Raw genomic sequence first — 25,354 nt, 5'->3', positions numbered from 1 at the left:
CTCTTCGGTCCCGTCTGCGGACGCGGCGGGATGGCGACATGCTCGACGTTCTAAATGTCTTCAATAGAAGACTTAAAGCTGCATAAGATTCATAATTGAAGACTATTCTTCGATTTGCGGCCGATGTCTGCCGCGGTATGATGTATCCGATTAATTGCATAAACGCCGTTTGCGTATCGGATTGAAGACATGGCTGCTTACGACAGGTTGTCGCCATTGGCGAGCTCGGCCATCACGTCGCTGGGAGACGTCATTCGTCGCGGCCGTAGAGCCCGGACGATGACCCAGGAGGAACTGGCCGAGCGTGCCCGGGTCAGCCGTCTGACCGTCCTCAAGATCGAATCGGGCAATCCCGGCGTCGCCATCTGGGCGTGGGTCAGCGTCATGGAAGTGCTGGGCCTGCTTGGCACATTGCAGGCATTGCACGATCCGGTGGCGCAGGCCATGGATGCGGCGCATGGACGCCGGGTGCGCAAGCGCGATCTGCGCAAGAAACTGGATTTCTGACGATGCCGGTCCACGAACGTTACGTCATGATCCGCCTTGAGGGAGCCGATCAGGACGTGCCCGCAGGGCTGCTGACGCTGGTGGAAACGCACGCCGCATCAGTCGGTAGCCGGTTTGCCTATGGCATGCGCTATTCCCGCCGCCCCGGCGCCATCGACGTCGATCCCCGCAGCCTGCGCCTGGACGAAGTAGTGCCCGGTATCGAGGTCGCGCCGCCGGGCGATCTCGCCCTTTTCGGCGCCATCCGCGATGCCCTTCCCGATGCCTGGGGCCGGCGCGTGCTTGCCAACACGCTGCGCATCCAGGAAGGCCAACTCAACGACCGGGTGCTGATCGACAATTCCAGTCCCAATCGCAGCGGTGCCCTCGACTTCCGTCGCAGTCCCGAAGACGCGCCGCGCGACAGCGGTCTGCTGCGGCCGATGCATCTGGATCATCTGCTCGATGCCGCCGAGCGAATCGAAGAGGGCGAGTCCGTTCCGCAACACTTGCTCGAGCTGCTGGGCGAGGCGCCCACGCTCGGCGGCATGCGGCCCAAAGCGGTGCTGGTCGATCAGGGACGGCAATGGTTGGCCAAGTTCCCGACCCGGCGCGATCCGTTCGACATTCCCTTGATCGAGCACGCCACGCTGGAACTGGCCCGTCTTGCCAAGATGGATGTTCCCGACACCCGGCTGATCGATGTGCCAGGTCGCGGGACGGTGATGATGATTGCGCGCTTCGATCGCGGCACCGAGGCCGAGGGCTATCGCAAATGGCATATGGTCAGTGCGCTGACGGCGCTGGGCGTGCATGAAATGGATTCGCCGAAGATGGCCTATGCGGACATCGCCGACGCGCTGGGCCGGCTGGGTGCGGCGGGACAGGTGACTGCCGATCGCCACGAACTGTTCCGGCGCATGGTGTTCAACATTCTGGTCTGCAATGACGACGACCATCTCCGCAACCACGCGCTTGTGTACCGTGGCGACCTCGGCGGCTGGCGCCTGAGCCCGCTCTACGACGTGGTTCCCAGGCCGAGCGGCGGCAGCGAGCGCTTCCTGCATCTGGGGATCGGCGCACAGGGGCGCCTGTCCACGCTCGACAACGCGCTCACGCACTGCGCGAGGTTTGCCCTCACCACCGCGGCCGCGGCAGCGGTGATCGATGAGGTGGCGGGCGTGGTGCGCGAGTGGAAAGGCCACTTCGAGGCGCAAGGCGTACCTGGTTCGCAGATCGACAAGGTGCAGAACGCATTCCGGCGGCCATCGCAGATCGGCCTGGCGCAAGTGAACCGGTTCCTGTAACGCGGTCTGCCGCTCGCGGCGGGCTGGCGCGACTGGCCGGGCAGGACGGGCATCTACGCAGGGAGCATCCATGGTCTTGCTTCATGGTCCCTACGTCAGCGACCGCGGCCGCGCCAGGACGACAGGCGATGACCGAGCTGGTTGGGTTCCTGGCCTGTACCTCGCTGGAGAGCTGCGTAGGCCAGCACCGGTCTGACATGCCGCGCCCGGCGGGTGGGTCAGCGCGACGACGGCGTGGCAGACGCCGCGACGCGGGTGAAGTAGTTGGTGCGCATCGTCGGCGTGCCGTCCGGCGCGAACGCGGAGACCGTCTCGGTCATCGAGCGTCCGTCGGCGGCGACGGTGTAGATGCGGGGCGAGGCCACGCTCCTGTCCTTGGACAGCATCATCGCCAGCACGTTGGGCGCGGGCATCTGCAGCGCGAAGACATCGGCCTCGAAGTTGTTCTTCACCGGCGTGGCGCGGCCATCGAGCGCGGCGACGCCTTCGGCATGCATGGTGCCGCCGCCCTGTTCGGCGATGTCGACCTTGACCGCCCACTTGCCCTTGCCCGCCTCGCTGAAGCGCAGGGTGACCGCCTTGGGCCGATCCTGGGGCGCCCGATCCAGGCGCGCCACGTCCACGGCCCAGTTGCCGAGCAGGGGCGAGGGCGCAACGGGTGCGGCGGATGCGGACAGACACGGCGACAGCAGCGCCGCGAGCGCGACGGCGAACAGCAGTTTCATTCGACCTCCCGGGGATGGTGTGCGGCGATGAGGACAGCCAATGGTGTGCGCTGCGCGCGTTCGCTCGGTCGAGCGTGCCGGGGTGCCGAAGAGCGCATCCGTGCGGCGGCATGACCGTCCTGCTTCAGGACGCGTGCGCTGCGACGCTGGCACCGCAGGCGCAGCGCAACAGGTCAGGTGGTCAGGAGGCTGGGTCCGTCGCGCACACGGCCTCGCTCAGCCCGCGCCACGCCGTCGCCGCGCTTCCAGCAGCGCATAGCCGGTACAAGCCAGCAGTAGCGGGCCGAGGTAGTAGAAGGCGCGATAGGCCAGCAATGCCGCCAGCAGTTCCGCTTGCGGTGCATGCGATCCCAGCAGCGGCAGCACCACCGCTTCGAGCACGCCGATGCCGGCCGGCACGTGGGCGATGGCGGTGGCCACGGCCGCCGCCAGCAGTGCGCCGAGCGCCGCGGTATAGGCCACGCCGGCCGGCATCAGCACGTACAGCAGGGCGCCCATCAGCGCCCAGTTGCAGGTGCCCAGGCCGAGTTGCAGCAGCGCCAGCGGCAACGGCGGCAGGTGCAGGACGTGGCCGCGCACCTGCAGCGTGCGGCCGTGCGCGCGCTGGCAGGCGATCAGGTAGGCCACCACCAAGCCCAGCATGGCGGCGCCGACCCATGGCAGCACCTCGCCGCTCAGCGGCCACTGCGCCGGCGTGCGCAGGCGGCCGCTGACCAGCAGCACGCCGGTCAGCAGCAGATAGCCCATCCAGTTGGTGGCGATGGCGAAGCCGACCACGCGGCTGATCGTCGCCAGGCCCAGCCCGGCGCGTCCGTACAGGCGGTAGCGGATCGCGGTGCCACCGATCAGCGCACCGACATTCAGGCTGAAAGCGTAGGCGATGTCCGCGATCGCCATGACCCGCGGCGTTGGCACCGCGTGCGCCGCGTAACGTCGCGCGGCCAGGTCGTAGCCGGCATACAGCACGTAGCTGGCCAGGCTCAGGCCTGCGGCGGCGGCCAGGGTGCCGGCACCGTAGCCCGCCAGGGTGGTGCCGACCTGCGCCCAGTCCACGGTGCGCGCCGCGCGCACCAGCAATACCGCCACCAGTACCAGGAAGGCCAGATAGGCGAAGCGGCGCAGCATGCGCCAACGCGTGCGCGGATGGTTCATGGCGCGTGCCGCTCGCGCCGCAGCAGCGCAGTGCGCGGCGTGCGCTTGGGCAGGCGGCTGGCCCACTGCGGCACGTTGCGCAGCACATGGAACAGCAGCGGCCGCAGCAGCGGTTGCCAGAAGCGTCCGTGCGGCACCTGCGCCGGCACGACTTCGCGGCAGTGCCGTTGCATCAGTCGCTGCAGGCGCCCGTGCAGGTCGCGCGCGAAGGCGGCATCGCGGATCACCAGGTTGGCTTCCAGGTTCAGCGCCAGGCTCAGTGGATCCAGGTTGCTCGATCCCACCGTGCTCCAGTGCCCATCGATCACCGCGACCTTGCCGTGGAACGGGCGCTCGCAGTACTCGAAGATCTGCACGCCGGCGTCGACCAGATGCCGGTACAGCGCGCGTGCGGCGGACAACGCCAGCGGCGTGTCCGGTTGCCCCTGGAAGATCAGCTTCACCGCCACGCCGCGGCGCGCAGCGGCGCACAGGTCGCGCAGGAAGCCGTAGCCGGGGAAGAAGTAGGCGTTGGCGATCACGATCTCGTGCCGCGCGTTGCGGAATGCCTGCCGGTAGGCGCGCTCGATGCTGCGTGAACGGCCGGCGTTGTCGCGCGGCAGGAAGCACACCTCGGCCGCGCCGGCGGGCGGCACATCGACGTTCTCCTGCGGCACCCAACCCGCACCGGTACCGTGGGTGGCCAGGGTCCGGCGCACGAACGCGACCATATCCGCCACCACCGGGCCTTGTACCTCCACCGCGTAGTCCTGTTTCGCCTCCGGGCCGAAATCGGCCAGGTGATCGGCCGACCAGTTGATGCCGCCGATCATGCCGATCCGCCCGTCCACCACCAGCAGCTTGCGGTGCATGCGCCGGAACACGTTCAGGCGCACGCCGAGCAGGGTCGGCTGCTGGTCGAACAGGCGCAGCTCGGCGCCGGCCTCGGTCAGTTCGCGCACGAAGCCGGGCGAGAGATCCGGCGAGCCGAACGCATCCACCAGCAGGTGCACGCGCACGCCGCGACGCGCGGCCGCGACCAGGTGGTCCTTCAGCGCCAGGCCGACCTCGTCCTCGAACCAGATGAAGGTCTCCAGCAGCACCTCGTGCCGGGCCGCGTCGATCGCGGCGAAGGCGCGCGGGAAATACGCATCGCCGTTCTCCAGCAACTGCAGGCGGTGGCCCTGGCGCCAGCGCGTGTCGCGGTTCGCGGTCCGGTTCACAGCACGATCCTGGCATGCAGCGGGGCGTGGTCGGACAGGTGCGACCATGGCCGGCCGGTCAACACCCGTGCGGCCTCGATGCGCACGTTGCGCACATAGATGCGGTCCAGCGGCAACAGCGGCCAGCGCGCCGGGAAGCTGCGCGCCACGCGTCCGTGCAGCTGCGCAAAGGCCTCGGTCAGGCCATGCCGCTGCAGCAGCGGATGCCCGCGCTGGCGCCAGTCGTTGAAGTCGCCTGCGACGATCAGCGGCGCCTGTGACGGCAGTTCGGCGATCAGCGCGCCGAGCAGGCCGATCTGCCGACGCCGGTGCGCCTCGCGCAGGCCCAGGTGCACGCAGATCGCATGCACCGCCAGCGCATGCCCCGGGATCTCCAGCACCGCATGCAGCAGCCCGCGGTGCTCGTGGCCGGCGATGGAGACGTCGCGGTTGACGAAGGAGGCGATCGGGAAGCGCGACAGCAGCGCGTTGCCGTGGTGTCCATGCGGATACACTGCATTGCGGCCATAGGCGAACTGCGGCCACAGCGTATCGGCGAGGAATTCGTACTGGCTCTGCGCCGGCCAGTCGGCGTGGCGGCCGGCATGCAGCTGATGCTCGCCCAGCACTTCCTGCAGGAACACCAGGTCCGCGGGCAGGGCGCGGATCGCCGCACGCAACTCCGGCAGCATGAAGCGCTGCTTCAGCACGCTGAAGCCCATGTGCGCATTGATGGTCAGCAACTCGATCGCAGGCATGCCGGGACGGGACGGGGCGGAAACTCCGCCTGCCATTGTCGTCGGCATCCGCGTGCGGCGCGTGACGGTGTCGCGTCGCGCACCTGCCGCCGCTGCGTTGACCGCAGCGGCGGCGGGTCGGCTCAGCGCCGTGCGGCGATGATCTTGCTCAGGTAGTCCGGCGTGCCCTCGACCCGCACCAGGTGCGGATACTGCAGGCCGTCGTGATAGTTCACCGGCACGTCGCGCACGCCGCCCTGGTACTTGAGCGTCAGCACGATCGGCGCGCTGCCGCCCTTGGCGTCGGCGATCGCCTGCTTGAGCGTGTCGCGCGAATAGTCCTGGCCGTTGACCGCAAGCACAGTGGCGCCGCTGCTGACCCCGGCCTTGAACGCCGGGCCATCCCACAGCACGTCATTGATGCTGGCGTCGTCGTTCATCACCAGGCCGATCGACCAGGCGAAGTTGTAGCGGTGCCGCGCCGACTGGTGGCGGCCGTCGTACTGCTTCTCGAATTCGCTGGGCTGGTCGGTGTACACCAGCTTCCAGCCGCTGGCCTGCAGGCCTTCCAGCAGCGGCGGATCCACCTGGTACACGCGCCGGTTGATGTAGTCGGCCCAGTCGTAGTGGACCACGCCGTCGAGCGCGGCGATGACGTCGTCGAAGGTGTAGGTCTTGACCGCGAAGCTGCCGTCGTCGACGCCGAAGAACGCCTTGGCCACGTCGTCCAGCGACTTGCGCCCGCCGCTCATCGCGCGCAGCTTGGCGTCCACCGCCAGCCACACCATCTGCCCGCCGCTGTAGTAGTCCTCGCTCATCTGCCAGCTGCGGTAGGGCAGCGGCGCGCGATGCGCGGCGGTGGGGTCGTTGGTGGTGTCCTCCAGCGAGCGCCAGCGGAAGCCGGCGCGGTTGCGATCGTAGTTGGCCGCGGTCATCGCCAGCGCATCGCGGAACTGTTGCGGTGTCCACATGCCGGCGCGGGCGGTCAGCACATAACCCCAGTACTGGGTCTGGCCCTCGTAGACCCACAGCAGCGAGTCGCCCATCGGCACGTTGAAGGTCGGCGTCCACAGGTCGGCCGGACGCCGGAACTTGCCGTTCCAGGAGTGCGTGTACTCGTGCGCCAGCAGGTCGCGGTCCGGCGCGTTCTCGTCCCAGGCGCTGAAGTAGTCGGCAGCCAGCCCGTTCTCGCTGGACTGGTGATGCTCCAGGCCGTTGCCGCCCAGCACGTCCGACAGCGAGAACAGGAAGTCGTAATGCGCATAGTGATGCGAGCCGAACAGCTTGATCGCCTGTACCGGCAGATTGCGGTGCGCCTGCAGCTGCTCGGCGCTGATGTCCAGGAACCGCGGTGCGTCGGCGACCACGTCCAGGTGCACCGGCGCGCCGCCGGCCGGGGTCAGGTCCACGCGCTTGAAGTAGCGCCCGGCGTAGATCGGTGAGTCGACCAGGGTGGTGAAGTCCACTGGCTTGAAGGTGGTGGTGGCGCCGTCGCGGCTGGCGGTCTCCAGCGCCGTGCCGAATTCCCAGCCGGCCGGCAGAGTCACGCTCGGCGCCACGGTGATGCCGCGGGTGTCGTGGCCGGCCGGGTACAGCGCCACCTTGTTCCACTCCAGCTGCAGCATCTTGTCGGTCATCTCGAAGCCGTCGTCGCGCGGCGACAGGTACTGGAAGCTGGCGTCGATCGCGCTCACGCCCTGCGGCACGTCGACGTGGAAGCTGTACACGTCGAAGGTGTCGCGGCGCCACGGCAGCGGCTTGCCGTTGGCGGTGAGGGTGAGACCGGCCAGCATCGCCACCGGCCCGCTCGGCGAATGGTCGCCGGGGATCCATTGTGGGTACTGCAGGGTCAGCCGCCCGGCGCTGACCGGGATGGTCTCGTGCACCCGGTAGATACCCTGGCGCACATCGCCGGCGTCCACCTGCAGGGTCAGGGTGCCGGGGTAGGGCGTGTCCTGCGGCGCCGGCACGTCCGGTGCGCGCACCACCTGTGCCTGCGCGGCGCCGGTGAGCGCCAGGCCGATGCCGAGGACCAGCGCCCGACGGGCGCAACGGGAGGCGGGGAAAGCGGTGGCGGACATGCGCGGCTCCGAGGGCGATGGGTGCGGAAACGCGGAACGTTAGCACCTGCCGCCATCGCCGGCGCACTTGCCCAGCCCGGTCATGCAGGTGCCGGGCAATGCCGTTCATCCGGGGGCCACGGGGCCCGGGCTGTGATCCCGGGACGGCCGCGCGACAGCGGTGTCCCTCTGGCGTCTGGCGGCAGCGGCGGTCGTCCAGCGCTGGCCCGCTGTGGACCGCCGCCAAGTGCGCAACCCCTTGGACTCCGGCTGCACCGCAGCTTCGGTGTTGCAGCCGGAAAGTGTGCCGCCTCAGTCCTTCAGCGCCCCGTCGCCCGGATCGCTGGCGGCATAGGTGGACGTCGGCAACTCCGCAGCGTGAGGATGTCGTAACGCCTCGCGCAGCGGCGCCGGCAGCCGCTCCACCGCCAGGATCACCTTGCCGAAGTGCACGTCGCGCACCGCGCTCGACGGCACCACGAAATCGCCGCCGTTCTCGATATTGACGACGAACGTGGCGCCGCCGTCGCGCACCTCGCGCACTGCCCCCACACCGACCTCGCCATCGGCCACGAACACCATCTGGCCTGCTTCCACACGTTCGGACATCGCGCACCGCCTTTGTCTGGGAGAGAGTCCACGCGGGCTGGAATGTGCCGGCACGGGTGTTCGATGATCGGACGCGCAGGCGTTGCTGGACGGTGAATGCCGCGTGGTCTGCGGGTCACGACATCGTCGTGGCTGCCGTGTGCGCGTCACCGCCAGGGACACGCGCCGTGACGCAGCGCGATGCGATCATTCGCGTTCGACCACTGCCTGGGAGGGCAAGGATGCGAAGCGAGAAAGAGAAGATGCTGGCCGGCGAGGCGTATCGCCCCAACGACGCGCAACTGCAGGTTGAGCAGGACGCGGCCAGTGCCTGGATGCAGCGCTACAACGCGGCGCTGGCCGAGCCACCGGCGCGGCGGCACGCGCTGCTGGTCGAAGGACTGGGTTCGGTGGGACGCGGCGCGGTGGTGCGGCCGCCGTTCCATTGCGACTACGGCTACAACATCCATCTCGGCGAGGACGTGTTCCTCAACTTCAACTGCGTGATCCTGGACGTGGCACCGGTGCACATCGGCGCCGGCACCCAGATCGGGCCGGCGGTGCAACTCTATGCCGCCGATCATCCGCGCGATGCTGCGCAGCGCGCCGAGGGGTTGGAGTTGGGGCGGCCGCTGACGATCGGGCGCAACGTCTGGATTGGCGGCGGCGCGATCGTACTGCCCGGTGTGACCATCGGCGACGACGCGGTGGTCGGCGCCGGCAGCGTGGTCACCCGCGACGTGCCGGCCGGCGCGCGCGTGGCCGGCAATCCAGCACACCTGCTGAAGCCGCACAGCGACTGAATTTGATCCGGGTCAAGGCAGGCACCGCGCAATGGGTGTGCAATGCTGTCCAGGCCGCCGTGTGCGGCGTCACCGGAGCATCCCATGTACCAGCGCATCCTGATCGCCATCGATGGTTCCGAGTTGTCCGCCAAGGGTCTGCAGCAGGGGCTGGCGCTGGCCGCCGAGCTCGGCGCGGACGTGGATATCGTCACCGTGTCCGAGCCGTGGGCAATGGGCATGTACGACGCGATGGGCTGGAGCGTGGGCTACGAGGCCAGCCCCGAATACCGCCAGGACCGCGAGGCCGGCGCGCAGAAGATCCTGGCGCCGGCGCTGGCCGCCGCCGCGGCCACCGGAGTGACCGCGCACGGCCGTCACGTGCTCGACCGCTACGCCGCCGAGGGCATCATCGACATGGCCGTGGCCTGCAACAGCGATCTGATCGTGATGACCTCGCACGGCCGCCGCGGCATGAGCCGGGTCCTGCTCGGCAGCCAGACCGCGGAAGTGCTGGCCAACAGCCAGGTGCCGGTGCTGGTGATCCGCTGAGGCGCTGACCGGCCCGCGCCGGGGTCGGCGCGGTGCGGAACACGTTCGAGGCCGGCATCCGGCCGCTGGCGGCAGCGACCTATCGCTTTGCCGATACGCTTCGGCCTGTCACGCGGCTGCGCCGGGAGGCGACGCCGCGACAGGGGGCCGGCATCCGGCACGTGCATGCATTCGTCCGTCTGTGCAGATCGGGGACGCGAGCACGCCCGCGCGCCGCCACCGTTGGGCGACGCGCCGGGCGCGACGTCACCAGCTGTACAGCTTCCAGTACACGGGCGACACATTGTCCTTGCTGCCGTCCACTTCCATGTGGCCGTCGCCGTTGCGGTCGTACAGGTAGTAGGCCGGGCCGCGCGCCGGCGTCACTTTGACCATGCGCAGCTGGCCGCCCACGCGGTACTCGTCGACGGTGTCGCCGTTGTCCATCTTGCGCTGGGTCGTTTCCGCGCCGCGCACGTCCATCGGTGCACCGTCCGGGCCCAGGCCGGTCGAGGCGCAGCCCGCCAGCAGCAACAGCGGAACGAGGATCAGGGCTTTCATTGCGGTGTTCTCCACGGGCAGGACATGCGCAGAGTATGCGCCGAGTGTCTGCATGCGGTGTGGGAATGGCGCGCCGTACCCTCACCTCAACCCCTCTCCCGGTGGGAGAGGGGCTCCTGGCTGTTCCCTTCTCCCGCCGGGAGAAGGTGCCCCGTAGGGGCGGATGAGGGTACGCGCGCAGCCTCGTGAACCCAGGTCAGCGGGTCGCTTCGCGCCGACCCTCACCCCAACCCCTCTCCCGGTGGGAGAGGGGCTCCTGGCTGTTCCCTTCTCCCGCCGGGAGAAGGTGCCCCGTAGGGGGCGGATGAGGGTACGGGCGCAACCGCGTGGATCCAGATCAGCGCGTCGCTTCGCGTCGGACCCTCACCCCAACCCCTCTCCCGGTGGGATAGGGGCTCGCGCCTTTCCTTCTCCCTCCGGGAGAAGGTGCCCCGCAGGGGCGGATGAGGGTGCGTGCGCAGCCTCGTGGATTTAGGTCGGCGCGTCGCTTCGCGCCGTACCCTCACCCCAACCCCTCTCCCGGTGGGAGAGGGGCTAACCGCCCGTGCACCTCTGCCCTGGGGCGGTATTCATTTCAGGGCCGCGAACACGCCGCAGCGTAGAATTGGCCGATGAGCCGATTAGTCCTGATCGACGGGTCCAGTTACCTGTATCGCGCGTTCCACGCGCTTCCGCCGCTGACCAATGCCGCCGGCGAGCCCACCGGCGCGCTGTTCGGCGTGGTCAACATGTTGCGCGCCACCCTCAAGGAGCGCCCCGAGTACGTGGCCTTCGTGGTCGACGCGCCGGGCAAGACCTTCCGCGACGACCTGTACCCGCAGTACAAGGCCAACCGCCCGCCGATGCCCGACGAGCTGCGCGCCCAGGTCGAGCCGATGTGCCAGATCGTGCATGCGCTGGGCATCACCATCCTGCGCCAGGACGGGGTCGAGGCCGACGACGTGATCGGTACCCTGGCCCTGCAGGGCGCCGGCGACGGCCTGGACGTCACCATCTCCACCGGCGACAAGGATTTCGCCCAGCTGGTGCGCCCCGGCGTGCAACTGGTCAACACCATGAGCGGCAGCCGCATGGACTCGGATGCGGCGGTGATGGAGAAGTTCGGGGTCTGGCCGCACCAGATCGTCGACCTGCTGGCGCTGATGGGCGACGCCATCGACAACGTGCCGGGCGTGGAGAAATGCGGACCCAAGACCGCGGCCAAGTGGCTGGCCGAGTACAGCTCGCTGGACGGGGTGATCGCCCACGCCGACAGCATCAAGGGCAAGATCGGCGACAACCTGCGCGCGGCGCTGCAGCGCCTGCCGCTGAACCGCGAACTGGTCACCATCAAGACCGACGTGGCGCTGCCCGGCGGCCCTCGCACCCTGGGCCTGCGCGAACAGGAGCCGGAGCAGCTGCGCGGCCTGTACCAGCGTTATGGCTTTACCCAGGCGCTGCGCGACCTGGACGGCGGCGTGGCCGCGCCGGAGGCCGCCAGCGAGGCGACGCCCAGCCTGCGCGGCACCGCCGCCGGCTATGCCCGGGCCGCGGCGCCGGCCGCCGATACGGCGCTGGACCCGGCGCTGGCCGCCAAGGGCGACTACACCGCGGTGACCGCACCCGAGGCATTCGAAGCACTGCTGGTGCGCCTGCGCGCCGCCGACGGCTTCGCCTTCGACACCGAGACCGACGCGCTGGACGCGATGCGCGCCAACCTGGTCGGGCTCAGCTTCGCCACCGAGCCGGGCCGCGCCGACTACCTGCCGCTGGGCCACGACTACCCGGGCGCGCCGGTGCAACTGGATCGCGCGCTGGCGCTGGAGATGCTCAAGCCGCTGCTGGAGGACCCGGCCAAGCCCAAGGTCGGCCAGCACGGCAAGTACGACCTGCACGTGCTGCGCCGCCACGGCGTGGACGTGCGCGGCTACGCCGACGACACCATGCTGGAGAGCTTCGTGCTCAATTCCACCGCCAGCCGCCACGATATGGACTCGCTGGCCCGGCGCTACCTGGGCTACGACACGGTCAAGTACGAGGACGTGGCCGGCAAGGGCGCCAAGCAGATCGCGTTCTCGCAGGTGGCCATCGACGATGCCACCGGCTACGCCGCCGAGGACGCCGACATCACCCTGCGCCTGCACCGCACGCTGTCGGCGCAGTTGGACGCCGAGCCGGCGCTGGCGCGGGTCTACCGCGAGATCGAGATGCCGCTGGTGCCGGTGCTGGCGCGGGTCGAGGCCAACGGCGTGTGCGTGGACATCGCCGAGCTGCGCAAGCAGAGCCAGGACCTGAGCCAGCGCATGCTGGCCGCGCAGCAGAAGGCCACCGCGCTGGCCGGGCGCAGCTTCAACATGGACTCGCCCAAGCAGCTGCAGGCGGTGCTGTTCGACGAGCTGAAGCTGCCGGCGGTGCTGAAGACCCCCAAGGGCCAGCCCAGCACCAACGAGGAGGCGCTGGAGGCGATCGCCGACCAGCACGAGCTGCCGCGGGTGATCCTGGAGTACCGTGGCCTGGCCAAGCTGCGCAGCACCTACACCGACAAGCTGCCGGAGATGGTCAACCCCGACACCGGTCGCGTGCACACCAGCTACCACCAGGCCGGCGCCGCCACCGGGCGGCTGTCCTCCTCCGATCCCAACCTGCAGAACATTCCGATCCGCACCGACGACGGCCGCCGCATCCGCCGCGCCTTCGTCGCCCCGCCCGGGCGCAAGCTGATCGCCTGCGACTATTCGCAGATCGAGTTGCGGATCATGGCCCACCTGTCCGAGGACCCGGGCCTGTTGCGCGCCTTCGGCAGCGGCGTGGACGTGCACCGCGCCACCGCCGCCGAGGTGTTCGGGCGCAAGCTCGAAGAGGTCACCGGCAACGAGCGCCGCGCCGCCAAGGCGATCAACTTCGGCCTGATGTACGGCATGAGCGCGTTCGGCCTGGCCCGCAACCTGGGCATCGGCCGCGGCGAGGCGCAGGACTACGTGGCGCTGTACTTCAGCCGCTACCCGGGCGTGCGCGACTTCATGGAGCGCATGCGCGAGCAGGCGCGCACCCAGGGCTACGTGGAGACCCTGTTCGGCCGCCGCCTGTACCTGAACGACATCAACGCCCGCCAGCAGGGCCTGCGCGCCGGTGCCGAGCGCGCGGCGATCAACGCCCCGATGCAGGGCACCGCCGCCGACATCATCAAGCGCGCCATGGTCGGCGTGGACGCCTGGCTGCAGGACCACCGCGACCGCGCGTTGATGATCCTGCAGGTGCACGACGAACTGGTGTTCGAAGCCGATGCCGGCTTCGTCGACACCTTGCTGCCGGAAGTGACCGGGCGGATGTCCGCCGCGGCGGAGCTGAAGGTGCCGCTGGTGGTGGACAGCGGGGTGGGCGACAACTGGGACGAGGCGCATTGAGTGCCCGGGTTCCGGGCATGCACCCGGGACCCGACCTGGCGCTGCGGTGTCTTGCGTAGACATCGCATGCGCATGCACGCCGGATATCGCAGAGGGTTTTCCGAAGGATTATCCCGCCCGCGATTTTCGCTTTCCCATTCGCGTTGGTTTTTTGACCCCATCGGGCGCGACAAGCCGCAAATTCCTACTGGCGTCACACCCCGGGGCGTGCAGGATCGCTTTGATTGAACGGAATTTTGACGCGGTTTATTTGCGCGGATTTTCGGGAATGAATCCGTCCTTAATCTGACAAATTTTTAACTTAAATCTTCACGAACGAGCAAGGTGGGGAATGTTCTTATATCCCTCGACAGGCGCAATACCTGTCGCGGATCTCCTCCCATCCCCTGGAGCAGATCCAGGAACGGCGACTCCTCCCCAAGTCTCCGTTCCCTGGCCCCGCCGACCTCCCCCTGGTCCGCGGGGCTTTTTTATGCCCGCACGTTCGTGATGCCGCGCTGGCAGCGCGCGCGACCCGGCTCAGCGGCGCGCGTCGGTGGGCTGCTGCAGTTGATAGAGCGCGTCGTCCAGGGTGTCCATCTGCGCGGCCAGCGTGGTGCGGGCGTCGTGCAGGCCGCGGTTGTAATAGTGCGGGCCGATGCGCTCGGCGACGAAGTCGAGCAGGAATTCGGCCTCGAACGCACCGACCTGCTGCTGCAGTTCGGTGCGCAGGTAGGCCTGCAACTGGTCGGCGATGGCGCGCTTGTCCTCGCGGCCCAGCACGGCGGTACGTGCCTGCGCGCTCATGCCAGCCATTCGCGCGGCACCAGGTACTCGGCCAGGCGCGCCTCGGCGCTGCCCGGTTCGGGCTGGAAGCCGTACTCCCAGCGCACCCGCGGCGGCAGGCTCATCAGGATGCTCTCGCTGCGGCCGCCGCTCTGCAGGCCGAACAGGGTGCCGCGGTCGTAGACCAGGTTGAATTCGACGTAGCGGCCGCGCCGGTACAGCTGGAACTCGCGCTCGCGCTCGCCCCAGGGCAGGCCGCGGCGGCGTTCCACGATCGGCAGGTAGGCGTCGAGGAAGCCGTCGCCGACCGCGCGCTGGTAGGCGAAGTCGCGCTCGAAATCGGCATGCAGGTCGTCGAAGAACAGGCCGCCGACGCCGCGGGTCTCGTTGCGGTGCTTGAGGAAGAAGTACTCGTCGCACCAGCGCTTGTGCGCCGGATAGCGGTCTTCGCCGAACGGCGCGCACAGGTCGTGCGCGGTCTGGTGCCAGTGGCGGGCGTCCTCGTCGAACGGGTAGTACGGGGTCAGGTCGAAACCGCCGCCGAACCACCAGGCCACGGTGGCGCCGTCGCGCTGCGCCTCGAAGTAGCGCACGTTGGCGTGGGTGGTGGGGATGTACGGGCTGAGCGGGTGGAACACCAGCGACACCCCGACCGCGCGCCACGAGGCGCCGGCCAGTTCCGGACGGTTGGCGCTGGCCGAGGGCGGCAGGCGGGTGCCGGCGACGTCGGAGAAGCCGATGCCGGCCTGCTCGAACAGCGCGCCGTCGCGCAGGATGCGGGTACGGCCGCCGCCGCCCTCCGCGCGCTGCCACAGGTCTTCGGCGAAACGGGCCTGGCCGTCGGCGGCCTCGACCGCCGCACAGATGCGGTCTTGCAGGCCAGTGAGATAGTCGCGAACGCGGTCGAAGGTATGCATGCCGCCATTCTAGAAGCTGGCTGTGTCAGGCGTCTGCGGCGGACTGCCCGGACTGCGCGGGCCGGTCGGCATGCGTCAGCGGCGGAACTCGGCGCGCAGCGCGGGGCGGCACAGCTGGTAGACCAGCCAGCCGTGCAGGCCGGCGAAGACCAGGGCGGTCAGCGCGCCGCTGACCATGAGCGTGATCCGGCCCAGCGCCAGGTCGTGCTGGAGCTGTTGCGGGTCGAAGGCGTGCTGCGGCGCCCAGACCTGCAGCAGATCGAACAGTTGCCACAGCAGCGGCAGCACCGCGAAGTTGGCAGCGGCGGTGACCACCAGGAACACGATGAACGCCCGCCGCGCCCAGTCGCGCCGCTGCAGCAGCGCCCACGACGCCGCGCACAGGCCCGCCGACAGCAGCGCCGACAGCCAGGACAGCGCCAGTGCATGGGCGACGCACCACTGCAGCAGCGGCGGCAACGGCAGTCCGGCCTCGCGCAGCATGCCCTTGATCGCCCCGTCCGGCAGCGTCAGCAGCAACAGCGCCTGGCCCAGCGAGTACAGCAGCGACAGCACCCCGAGCAGCAGCGAGAGCTTGGCCATCGCATCGATATTCTGGTTGCGGGCGGCAGTGCGGGGCAGCGGCGGAGGCGGCATCGGCGGTCCTTCGGGGCGGGGCGGCGCTGGCGGCGCCGCACCGGCGGCAGTCCGGCAAGGATAGGGATGGCGGAGCAGGGCGCAAGCCGGCGTGGCGCGCGAGGGGGGCGCCTATGCCGATGCGCGGCCTCTGGTCAGGGCGCTGCCGATGCGGTGTCGCCAGGAGCGGGGCTACGCCAAGGTCGTGCCGATGCCGTCTGCGTCCGGACGGCCTAGCTGCGGGCGCTCGCGTAGCAGCGGCTGCAGCCGCGACGCGCCTTACCGGGAAAGCCTCGTCGCGACTGAGGTCGCTCCCACAGGGGCTTGCGGCGAGCCCGCCGGGTGCACTGTGGGAGGGGACTTCAGTCCCGATGCATTGCGCCATCGGAAGGCTCACCACGTCGCGCGTCGCGGATGCATGACCGTTGACTCCTGCGGAACGGCGCGATGCGTGACGGACACCGGTGGTTGGCGCTGTCCCGAAGGCGCCCCGCGGGCGCTGCGCCTGCCGCACGTCGACGGCAGGCGCCTCGGTATGCGGCCGGCTCAGCGCAGCTCGCGTTCGAACAGCTTGAGGATGCGCTTGTACTCGTCCAGCCAGGAGTCGGCGCGGGTGAAGCCGTGCTTCTCTAGCGGATATGGCGCGATCTCCCAGTTGTCCTTGTGCAGCTCGATCAGCTTCTGGGTCATATCCACCGAGTCCTTGAAGAACACGTTGTCGTCGACCATGCCGTGGGCGATCAGCAGGTGGTCGCGCAGGCCGCTGGCGTATTCGATCGGCGAGGAGGTGCGGTAGGCCTCCGGGTCCAGGTCCGGGGTGTTGAGGATGTTGGAGGTGTACTCGTGGTTGTACTGGCTCCAGTCGGCGACCGGGCGCAGCGCGGCGCCGGCCTTGAACGTGCCGGGGCTGCGGAACAGCGCCATGTAGGTCATGAAGCCGCCGTAGGAACCGCCGTAGATGCCGGCGCGGCCACGGTCGCCCTGCTTGCTGTCGACCAGCCAGTCCAGGCCGTCCAGGTAGTCCTCCAGTTCCGGGTGGCCCATGTCGCGGTAGATCGCGGTGCGCCAGTCGCGGCCGTAGCCGGCGCTGGCGCGGTAGTCCAGGTCCAGCACGATGTAGCCCTTCTGCACCAGCAGGTTGTGGAACATCTGCTCGCGGAAGTACGGGGTGTAGCGTGCCGACACGTTCTGCAGGTAGCCGGCGCCGTGCACGAACATCACCACCGGATAGCGCTTGCCCGGCTCCGGCTGCGCCGGACCGTAGTACTTGCCCCAGACGGTGCCGGCGCCGTGCTTGGACGGCACCTGCACGAACTGCGGCTGTACCCATTGGCGCGCCTTGAACGCGGCACTGCGGGTGTCGGTGAGCACGCGCGCGTTGCCGCCGGCGGCCGGCAGCACCGCCAGTTGCGGCGGCAGGTAGGGGCCGGAGTAGTGCACCAGCAGTTGCTGGCCGTCCGGCGACAGCGCGAAGTCCTCCACGCCGTCCAGCGCGGTCAGCTCGGCGACGCTGTCATTGCGCAGGTCGAGCTTGCACACCTCGTAGTCGCCCGGCCACTTGCGGTTGCACAGGAACAGGAAGCCCTGGCCGTCGGCGCTGACCACCGGCGCGGACACTTCCCACTTGCCGGAGGTGCGCTGGCGCGGCTTCTCGGTGCCGCGCTGGGTGTACAGGTGCGAATAGCCGGACTGCTCGGACAGCAGCCACAGGGTCTGGTTGTCCGGCATCCAGCCGAAGTCGTTGAAGCTCCAGTTGATCCAGGCCGGATCGGTGAGGCGGTGGCGCGGCTGCAGCACCGCCTTGTCCAGGTCGACGCTGGCGATCCAGCGGTCCTTGTTGTCCACCGCACGCAGCAGCACAGCGACGTTGCGGCCGTCCTCGCTCCAGTGCATCGAGGCGCCGCTGCCGTCGCCGTCGGTTTCCACGCGCACCGCGCGCGGGCCCTGCAGCGGCTCCTGCTTGGCGGCCTTGCGCAGCGCCGCCAGCGGATCGGTGCCGATGCCGGGCAGCACCGACAGGTCGAGCTTGCGCGCACTGCCGGCCACCGCATCGACCAGCCACAGGGTCTGCGCCACCGGCGAATTGCGCCCGACCAGGGTGCGCGCTTCCTGGAACTCGGCGTAGCCGGACTCGGTCACGTACTTGGGCATCTTGCTGTCGCGGCCTTCCTCGGCGCCCTTGGCGTGGGTGACGACCAGCAGGTGGCGGCCGTCCGGCGACAGCGCGCTGTCGTCGACCACCACGTCGTCGCCCAGGTACACCGGTGCCGGCGCGCGGCTGCTGTCGGCGCGGCGCCAGGCCTGCTCCTGCTGGCGCAGCAGCTCGCGCTGGGCGCGGTCGCGGGCCAGGGTTTCCAGGGTGCGCAGCTGCTGGTCGCGCAGCACGTCGGGCTTGGGCGCGGCATCGGGATCGCGCTCGGCCTTGAGCACCGCGGCCTGCTGCACGCCGCCGCCCGGGTTCCAGCGGTACCAGTCGTTGCCGACCCGCCACAGCGCGCCGCCATCGGTGGTGAACTGCGGCCGCGCGGCAGCCTGGTTGCTGCGGGTCAGCTGGGTCAGCGCGCCGCTGCGCAGGTCGCGCAGGAATACGTCGCCGTTGCGCACGAACAGCATGCGCTGGCGGCGTGCGTCGTAGACCGGGTTGGCCGCGTCCAGGGTGCTGCGCTGGGCGTCCTCGACCCGCTGCGCGGCGCCGCCGTCGACGCCCCGGCGGTAGGTGTCGCGCACCGGGCTGCCGGTGCGCTTGAGCTGGTACTGCACCTGGCGCCCGTCCCAGGCCCACCACGCATCCTCGACCGGCGGCCCGATCCAGTCCGGATCGGCCATGGCCTGCTCGATGGTCAGCGGGGCGGCGGCCTCCTGGGCCGCGGCCAGCGGCGGCAGGCAGGACAGGGACAGCAACACAACAGCGCTCAGGGCGAGACGACGCATCTGGAATTCCGGGCGAACGGCAAACCACAAGGGTAGCAGTCGCCAGGGAGGCGCGATTGCGCCGTTGGTCATGGGCGCATGGCGCAAGAGCGACAGGTGAACACTCACGTGGCGCGCCGGTGCCTGGGCGGCGCCGAGGCGCCGGCGGACTCCAATCAGTGCAACCGGCAACCGTAGGCATCGTGCCGCCGGCACGAACATGTATCGATGAATACATGTCGATCACCGCACAGTTGACAGTAGGCAGCGCCGGGGCGGCGCATCCTCCGATGCCTGGCCGTGGCGGGTGGCTGCAGGCGGCGCCGGTGCGGCGTCCTGCGTGTACGAATCCGGAACATCGCGCGAGCGGCGATGCCCGCAAGACCAAGTGACCATGCCCTGGTCTTGCCGAACGGCGTCTTTGGGGACTTGGGAAGTCGCGGGTGCATGCCCCACCCCAACGGTCGACAGCGCGGCGACCGACTGGAGCAGCCGCGCTGGTCGAACTGAACGTCTTTCCCGTGCTACATGCTGGCCGACCAGTTGATCACGAGATTCGTCCCGGATGGGGCTCTAGCGCCGGCCTTGTTCACATCCCGAACCGAGACTTCGATGCTCGCGCTATCCGCATTCGTCACATTCAAGAGGAACGCGTAGTCGGTCTGGTTGTTGACAAAGATGCGTGCCGGAACAAATCCGAGTCCATGGGTAATCGACACCAAGCCGCGACCATCTACCGTGCCGGCCAGAGAGCCGGAGGCGCAGTTGGGCCAGTGGTAGGCCTGCATCTGGCCACCAAGAAACGCCCCATGCGCACCAGTGCCCGTGGAATAAGTAATTGCGCCTGACAGGTGGATGCTGTTCGAGGCGCTGGTGGATGAAATCGCAGTAAAGGCTCCAGTCAGCGCATCGTCCCAATTGTCAAAATAGCAATTGCTGATGCCAATCGCGTTGTCGTTCCCGCTGACGAATACAGCCTCTGCTGTCGTCCGCGCGACACGCACATTGCCTAGCATCAGGCTATTTCTGTCACCATTGATGAAGACACCCCGGCTATTTGATAGCTGCGTGTTCGGTCCGGGTTGGCATTGAAGGTTGGTCATCGATGCGGTGATGCCGTTGCCGTCTATCATGACGCCGGTCGCGCACGCATCCAGGTCGGCATTCGCCACCATCATTTTATTGGTGGCGCCGTCCCCGCTTGTGGCCAAGTACATGCCACGCCAGACGCCATAGACGAAGAAGTTGGCAATCTGACAGTTGTCGTTGCGGTACGAGATCAGGCCATAGGTGTTTGCCTGGGTGTAAGCGGCGACATCTGCCGTGAAAGCGCTCCAGAACGGGTATTGGTGAAAATTGTTGATGCGGACCACATCGGCCGCAAAATTAATCTTTATCCCGAACGAGAAGAACTCGCCCCATACGTTGTCGATTCGCGTGCGTCCGGTACTGACGCCCGGCTGGCCCACTTCAATACCGGCAGTGACGCCGAAAAACACCAGGTTGTCCAGCAAGCAAGCGCCGCCGGCAATGATCCGGATGCAAGGCTTGTACGCGGGTGGATTCCAGCCGGGTGCAGGTGAAGGCTTGGCCTGATTGAAGCCAAGCCCAGATATCTGCACATTGTTCGAGCCGGATGCCAAAACAAACGCGCTCTCGGTCATCGAGCCCAAACGGATCCACGACCCATTGCCGCGGAGTTGCGGAACAGTCGAGCCAAATGGGCCGACAAACTCTTCCAGGACGCCGTCGCCCTTGATCGCGATTCCCCCTCGTGAAATCGTCACGGCAGCATCGATCTGATAGATGCCGTATGGTACATGCACAATCCCGCCGCCACGACTCTGCACGTAGTTCACCGCGGCCTGAAATGCTGCCGACGAATCGGAAGCGCCGGTGCGATCAGCGCCGAATTCCAGCACTGAGACAGGAAGGTAGCTCAATTTCTCGGCAACATGTACGGGCAAAGATCCGGTGGCCGCCGCCTGCTGAAACCGTATGTTCTGCGCGCCTGTCGCTGCCCATAGGCCATCCAGGAATTTCTTGACCGTCGTGCTTCCGCCAGTCGCGGGAAAGGCGTAACCAATCAAGTCTCCCCCAGTGGTTTGAGCGAGACTCTCACGTAGTGACGTGTCGTCAGGATCGCTGGCTTCCGCTGCAGCAAGCAGCGCATTGCTTTCACGCGAGGCTGCCGGGAAAGGTGAGTGAGCGTCACCACCGGTACCTGCCATCGAAGCAGGTACGTCCCGTGACATTTCCGATGAGTCAACAATCTGCTGAATCTGCATGGCCAGCGCATCCAGTCCGCGTTCGATCAGGATCGCGTCGAATTCGCCTCGACCCACGAGATCAATCTCCTGCACGTAGGGCGCCGCTCTGATTAACAAGATTGTTTCCTCCGCAGATGGTGGGCGACGCAATATGACGCGTGTGCCGGATTCATCTCCAACGCTTTCCACGTCGAAATTATCGCCATCCAGTTCGATCGCCCTGTCACCGCTGAAAATAAATACCTTTATATGAGTTGCGGCGTGAGCCACAGGGCCGGGAAACGTGTCGTTCGTTCCGTCGCCATGGTGGAGTCGACGGCTGCGGCTGTTGGGAACTGTCATTTTCCTGATCCTTTATGAAATTGCGCTGTTGGCGGAAGAGGGGTTGCTCGATAGGCCGCGGAAACGCGAGGTCCTCGTTGCACATGCCGTCGTGCTTGAAGAGCGCGGGTACCACGGGTGCGGCGGGAATGGCGCATGATTGATCTATAAGACCCGTTCTCCATGGGGCGAAACCGCAGCATCCGAAAGATCGCTCTCATCGGATGAGATTTCGTTGAAGGGATGTGTTGAATCAGGTCGCAAGATGGCGTGTCGGGCGAGCCATCGATGGAGTCTTTGGGGGTGCCGGGAAAAATCGCCGAGAACATCGGTCGCAGTGCGCATGCGCAGCGCATGGAGTTCACGAAAGGGCGTCCCTCGCGTCTGATGAGAGGTCACGGACGACGGTGATGGGGTGCGGGCGTCGCGACTTGCGGCAGGATCGCCAGATTTTGTTCGAGGCGTCGGCGCGCCTTGCAAAAGCCCGCTCCGATTGCACTTCAAGTCTCAGCAGGTGGCGTTTCACTGTCATGCGAGCTCTGCAGCATCCGGCCGACTTGCGCGGGATGATGGCTATGCCGTCGAGCTGCCAACACCGTGAAATACTGGCGCATCGAGTTGCCCGTCGGCCACAGGCGTCTATCCGGAGCTGCGCACTCGGAATCAGCGAGTGCAGGCGCAGGGTGAAAATGGCATACTGCTGGCAGGCGGGGCAGGCAAGGGCGGGGCGCCCAAACTAATTGATCTTCAAAGGGGTGTGGGCGTTTCAATATAATTGCGCTTTTCTTTCAGTCTTAGATAAAAAGATGGTGATGACGTCGCCTGGGGTGGGCATCTGGGAATCTGTAAATTCAGATGTTGATGGTGTTTTTCGTGTAAACCAAAAATTCAAGATAAAAGGGGGCGATACATGAAGATGAAGTGGGTGACATTGCTGTTTCTACTGTGTTTCTCTGGTCCGTCGTTCGCCAACGAGTGGTTGAATGATGTTGAAATCACACAGATCAACGCGTATCAATCGGGGACAGGTCATTTCGTTTGGTTTAGCGCCGTGTCTCAAGAGTGCAAGACCGCATCTCCCTCCGCGCCGATCATGACGTTCGATGAAGCGCAATCTGGAGGAAAAGGCATGCTGGCCATCGCGATGGCCGCGCTGCTCAATAAGCGCAAGGTCAATGTGCAAGCCAAAGGGTGCAGTATTCTCGAGATCTATTTGAAGTAAAGGCGAGTAAGGGCGAGCAATTGTGAGACGGTCAGCGCCGCGGTGGGAGTGCCACTGCCGTGTGCGTTGTCGAACCAGTGATCGAGCCGAAAACGGCGATGTCTGATTCGCCTGTCGTCGTCGAAATTTTCCGAAAAACGCCGAAGCCGGCGGGAGAACACCGGGTCTGAGTGTTGTCAGCGTGGCCCATGCCGAGGTCATTTCCCTTGGGCCGCGTTGATCAGCCCTTTTGTCGCTGAGGCTCCAGATGCCGAAGGGATACCCATCCGGCGTAGGTGTGCTTAGACACCCGCGGATGTCCTTCCTGCGACAAACCGTCACATCCCATTTCGCCGCGCCGCACCAACAATAGGCATCGTTTCCGCTGCCTCAGGCGCTACCCATGGACGCCCTGCTGCTGTCGCGCATCCAGTTCGGATTCGTCATCAGTTTCCACGTGCTGTTCCCGGCCTTCACCATCGGCCTGTCGAGCTGGCTGGCGTTCCTGGAGTGGCGCTGGCTGCGCACCCGCGACACGGTGTGGCGCGATCTGTACTTCTTCTGGCTGAAGATCTTCGCCGTGTCCTTCGGGATGGGTGTGGTCAGCGGCATCGTGATGAGCTTCCAGTTCGGCACCAACTGGGCGGTGCTCAGCGAACGTGCCGGCAACATCCTCGGGCCGCTGCTCAGCTACGAAGTCCTGACCGCGTTCTTCCTGGAAGCCTCGTTCCTGGGGGTGATGCTGTTCGGCTGGCACAAGGTGCCGGAGAAGCTGCACTTCCTGGCCACCTGCCTGGTCGCCATCGGCACACTGATCTCCACGTTCTGGATCCTGTCCGCCAACAGCTGGCTGCAGACGCCGGCCGGCTATGCGGTGGTCGAAGGCGTGTTCCATCCGGCCAACTGGCGCGAGGTGATCGTCAACCCGTCGTTCCCGTACCGGCTCACGCACATGGTGCTGGCCGCATTCATCACCACCTGTTTCGTGATCGGCGGGGTCAGCGGCTGGTACCTGCGCCGCGGCGAGCACCTGGATGCAGCCGGGCGCATGCTCAAGCTGGCGGTGGCGTTCGCCGCGATCGCGCTGCCGTTGCAGATCGCCGCCGGCGATGCGCATGGCCTGAACACGCTCGAGCACCAGCCGATCAAGGTGGCGGCGATGGAGGGGCACTGGCACGGCGAGGCGAAGGGGCAGGGCGTGCCGCTGGTGGTGTTCGCGGTCCCCAACGAAGCCGCCGAGCGCAACGATTACGAGGTGACCATCCCGCGCCTGGGCAGCGTGATCCTCACCCACACGCTGGATGGCGAGATCACCCCGCTGACCGCGGTGCCGCGGGACGAGCGGCCGCCGGTGAAGCCGGTGTTCTACGCGTTCCGGGTGATGGTCGGGCTGGGCATGGCGATGCTGCTGCTGGCGCTGGTGTCGCTGTTCTTCTGGTGGCGCGGCACGCTGCTGCGCCGGCGCGCGCTACACCTGGCGTGGAACGCGATGCTGCCGGCCGGGTTCGTGGCGCTGGTCGCCGGCTGGTTCGTCACCGAGATCGGGCGCCAGCCCTACGTGATCTATGGCCTGCTGCATACGCGCGATGCGGTGAGTCCGACGCTCAGCCCGGCGATGGTGTGGATCTCGCTGAGCGTGTACGTGCTCGCCTACGCGCTGGTGTTCGGTTTCGGCAGTTGGTACATCCTGCGCATGCTGCGCCACGGGCCGCTGCCGCACGAGCCGGCGCCGCGCATGCAGGAAGGCGACAAGACCCCGGCGCGGCCGCTGTCGGCGGCCGACGACGACATCGAGGAGACCCGCTGATGGACATGGCGACCGTATTGCCGGTGATCTGGTTCGGCGTGATCGGCTTCGGCGTGCTGATGTACGTGCTGCTGGACGGCTTCGTACTCGGCCTCGGCATCCTGGCGCCGTTCGCCGAGGACGAGGACCAGCTCGACCTGATGATGAATACCGCCGCGCCGATCTGGGACGGCAACGAGACCTGGCTGGTGCTCGGTGGCGCCGGCCTGCTGGCGGCCTTCCCCAAGGCCTACGCGATCGTGCTGTCGGCGCTGTACCTGCCGGTGCTGCTGATGCTGATCGCGCTGGTGTTCCGCGGCGTGGCCTTCGAGTTCCGCTTCAAGGCGCGCAGTTCCAAGTATCTTTGGGGCTGGGCGTTCGCGCTGGGCTCGCTGTGCGCGGCGTTCTGGCAGGGGGTGATCCTGGGCGCGCTGGTGGAAGGCATGCCGCTGCAGGACGGCAAGTACCTGGGCGGGGTGCTGGGCTGGTTCAGCCCGTTCTCGATGCTCACCGGCGCGGCGGTGGTGTTCGGCTACGCGCTGCTCGGCGGCAGCTGGCTGATCCTCAAGACCGAGGGCGCGATGCAGCGCATCGCCCGCACCCTGACCCGGCCGCTGGTACTGGTGGTGGTGGTGTTCATGGGCCTGGTCAGCGCCTGGCTGCCGTTCCTGGACTCGCGGATCATGGCGCGCTGGTTCCACGACGGGAATTTCTGGTGGCTGTCGCCGGTGCCGCTGCTGGTGCTGGTCAACGCGTTGGCGCTGTGGCGGGCGGCGATGGCGCAGGGCCGCGATGCGCGTCCGTTCGTGCTGACCCTGTGCTTCTTCGTGCTCGGTTTCTTCGGCCTGGTGCTGGGCATCTGGCCGAACATCGTGCCGCCCGGGCTGACCATCTGGGAAGCGGCCTCGCCGCCGTCCTCGCAGGGGTTCGTGCTGGCCGGGCTGGCGGTGCTGCTGCCGGTGATCCTGGGCTACACCGCGTGGTCGTACCGGGTGTTCCGCGGCAAGATCACCGCCGACACCGGCTACCACCACTGACGGCGGCCGCCGCGGCAGGCCGGCTTGCCAGCGGCGGCG

20 protein-coding genes are annotated in these 25,354 nt (G+C 67.5%); 8 read left to right on the top strand and 12 right to left on the bottom strand.

Annotated elements, in window-relative coordinates; translation table 11 throughout:
* The first annotated feature begins 189 nt into the window (after positions 1 to 189).
* Positions 190 to 507, top strand: coding sequence for a helix-turn-helix transcriptional regulator (locus tag CEK65_RS08715; protein ID WP_223875660.1), 318 nt, complete (start codon positions 190 to 192; stop codon positions 505 to 507).
* A gap of 2 nt (positions 508 to 509) precedes the next feature.
* On the top strand, positions 510 to 1,793 hold the full coding sequence (locus CEK65_RS08710) for a HipA domain-containing protein (protein ID WP_081616541.1): 1,284 nt from the start codon (positions 510 to 512) through the stop codon (positions 1,791 to 1,793).
* Between the two features lie 218 nt (positions 1,794 to 2,011).
* Here the strand turns inward: CEK65_RS08710 and CEK65_RS08705 are convergent, their stop codons facing one another.
* From CEK65_RS08705 to CEK65_RS08680, 6 genes are all read right to left on the bottom strand, one after another.
* Positions 2,012 to 2,518 (bottom strand): hypothetical protein, encoded by a 507-nt coding sequence (locus CEK65_RS08705; RefSeq protein WP_193314734.1) that lies wholly within the window; start codon positions 2,516 to 2,518, stop codon positions 2,012 to 2,014.
* A gap of 216 nt (positions 2,519 to 2,734) precedes the next feature.
* A complete protein-coding gene (locus CEK65_RS08700; protein ID WP_226980523.1) occupies positions 2,735 to 3,670 on the bottom strand; it encodes a UPF0104 family protein in 936 nt (311 codons plus the stop codon).
* The gene (clsB, locus tag CEK65_RS08695) at positions 3,667 to 4,872 is read right to left on the bottom strand and encodes a cardiolipin synthase ClsB (protein WP_152181445.1); all 1,206 of its coding nucleotides are present in this window, start codon (positions 4,870 to 4,872) and stop codon (positions 3,667 to 3,669) included. Before clsB ends, CEK65_RS08700 begins: the two co-directional genes overlap by 4 nt.
* The gene (locus CEK65_RS08690; protein WP_152181444.1) at positions 4,869 to 5,609 is read right to left on the bottom strand and encodes an endonuclease/exonuclease/phosphatase family protein; all 741 of its coding nucleotides are present in this window, start codon (positions 5,607 to 5,609) and stop codon (positions 4,869 to 4,871) included. The genes clsB and CEK65_RS08690 overlap by 4 nt, the downstream gene beginning before the upstream one ends.
* Before the next feature lie 122 nt (positions 5,610 to 5,731).
* Positions 5,732 to 7,669 (bottom strand): M61 family metallopeptidase, encoded by a 1,938-nt coding sequence (locus CEK65_RS08685; RefSeq protein ID WP_152181443.1) that lies wholly within the window; start codon positions 7,667 to 7,669, stop codon positions 5,732 to 5,734.
* A 291-nt stretch (positions 7,670 to 7,960) separates the two neighbouring features.
* The gene (locus tag CEK65_RS08680) at positions 7,961 to 8,257 is read right to left on the bottom strand and encodes a hypothetical protein (RefSeq protein ID WP_226975046.1); all 297 of its coding nucleotides are present in this window, start codon (positions 8,255 to 8,257) and stop codon (positions 7,961 to 7,963) included.
* A 221-nt stretch (positions 8,258 to 8,478) separates the two neighbouring features.
* On the opposite strand from CEK65_RS08680, the gene CEK65_RS08675 reads away from it, so the two are divergent.
* Entirely contained in the window at positions 8,479 to 9,039 is a 561-nt protein-coding gene (locus CEK65_RS08675) for a sugar O-acetyltransferase (RefSeq protein WP_152181442.1), read from the top strand.
* Between the two features lie 84 nt (positions 9,040 to 9,123).
* Positions 9,124 to 9,570, top strand: coding sequence for a universal stress protein (locus CEK65_RS08670; RefSeq protein WP_148828883.1), 447 nt, complete (start codon positions 9,124 to 9,126; stop codon positions 9,568 to 9,570).
* Between the two features lie 246 nt (positions 9,571 to 9,816).
* Here the strand turns inward: CEK65_RS08670 and CEK65_RS08665 are convergent, their stop codons facing one another.
* A complete protein-coding gene (locus tag CEK65_RS08665) occupies positions 9,817 to 10,110 on the bottom strand; it encodes a DUF2782 domain-containing protein (RefSeq protein ID WP_017910345.1) in 294 nt (97 codons plus the stop codon).
* Positions 10,111 to 10,721: 611 nt separating this feature from the next.
* Between CEK65_RS08665 and polA the strand changes: the two genes are divergently transcribed.
* Positions 10,722 to 13,493 carry a DNA polymerase I gene (polA, locus tag CEK65_RS08660; RefSeq protein ID WP_152181441.1) on the top strand — a complete coding sequence of 924 codons (2,772 nt, stop codon included), beginning with the start codon at positions 10,722 to 10,724 and terminating at the stop codon, positions 13,491 to 13,493.
* A 519-nt stretch (positions 13,494 to 14,012) separates the two neighbouring features.
* Here polA and CEK65_RS08655 read toward each other — a convergent pair.
* The 5 genes from CEK65_RS08655 to CEK65_RS08635 form a co-directional block, all read right to left on the bottom strand.
* Entirely contained in the window at positions 14,013 to 14,279 is a 267-nt protein-coding gene (locus tag CEK65_RS08655; RefSeq protein WP_152181440.1) for a DUF2164 domain-containing protein, read from the bottom strand.
* The gene (hemF, locus tag CEK65_RS08650; protein WP_017910342.1) at positions 14,276 to 15,175 is read right to left on the bottom strand and encodes an oxygen-dependent coproporphyrinogen oxidase; all 900 of its coding nucleotides are present in this window, start codon (positions 15,173 to 15,175) and stop codon (positions 14,276 to 14,278) included. Before hemF ends, CEK65_RS08655 begins: the two co-directional genes overlap by 4 nt.
* Before the next feature lie 75 nt (positions 15,176 to 15,250).
* Positions 15,251 to 15,811 carry a hypothetical protein gene (locus CEK65_RS08645; RefSeq protein WP_152181439.1) on the bottom strand — a complete coding sequence of 187 codons (561 nt, stop codon included), beginning with the start codon at positions 15,809 to 15,811 and terminating at the stop codon, positions 15,251 to 15,253.
* A gap of 525 nt (positions 15,812 to 16,336) precedes the next feature.
* A complete protein-coding gene (locus CEK65_RS08640) occupies positions 16,337 to 18,721 on the bottom strand; it encodes a S9 family peptidase (protein ID WP_152181438.1) in 2,385 nt (794 codons plus the stop codon).
* Between the two features lie 503 nt (positions 18,722 to 19,224).
* A complete protein-coding gene (locus tag CEK65_RS08635; protein WP_152181437.1) occupies positions 19,225 to 21,312 on the bottom strand; it encodes a glycosyl hydrolase family 28-related protein in 2,088 nt (695 codons plus the stop codon).
* An 889-nt stretch (positions 21,313 to 22,201) separates the two neighbouring features.
* On the opposite strand from CEK65_RS08635, the gene CEK65_RS08630 reads away from it, so the two are divergent.
* The 3 genes from CEK65_RS08630 to cydB all read left to right on the top strand — a co-directional run bounded on the left by CEK65_RS08630 (position 22,202) and on the right by cydB (position 25,315).
* On the top strand, positions 22,202 to 22,513 hold the full coding sequence (locus tag CEK65_RS08630) for a hypothetical protein (protein WP_019800014.1): 312 nt from the start codon (positions 22,202 to 22,204) through the stop codon (positions 22,511 to 22,513).
* Positions 22,514 to 22,895: 382 nt separating this feature from the next.
* Positions 22,896 to 24,299 (top strand): cytochrome ubiquinol oxidase subunit I, encoded by a 1,404-nt coding sequence (locus CEK65_RS08625; protein WP_152181436.1) that lies wholly within the window; start codon positions 22,896 to 22,898, stop codon positions 24,297 to 24,299.
* Complete coding sequence (cydB, locus tag CEK65_RS08620) at positions 24,299 to 25,315, top strand: cytochrome d ubiquinol oxidase subunit II (protein WP_152181435.1); 1,017 nt, start codon at positions 24,299 to 24,301, stop codon at positions 25,313 to 25,315. Before CEK65_RS08625 ends, cydB begins: the two co-directional genes overlap by 1 nt.
* Positions 25,316 to 25,354 lie beyond the last annotated feature (39 nt).

The organism is Xanthomonas sp. LMG 12459 (genome assembly GCF_009192905.1).
GTDB lineage: Bacteria > Pseudomonadota > Gammaproteobacteria > Xanthomonadales > Xanthomonadaceae > Xanthomonas_A > Xanthomonas_A sontii.
Note: the sequence above shows the minus strand (reverse complement) of the source record. Positions and strands in the feature narration are given on the sequence as shown.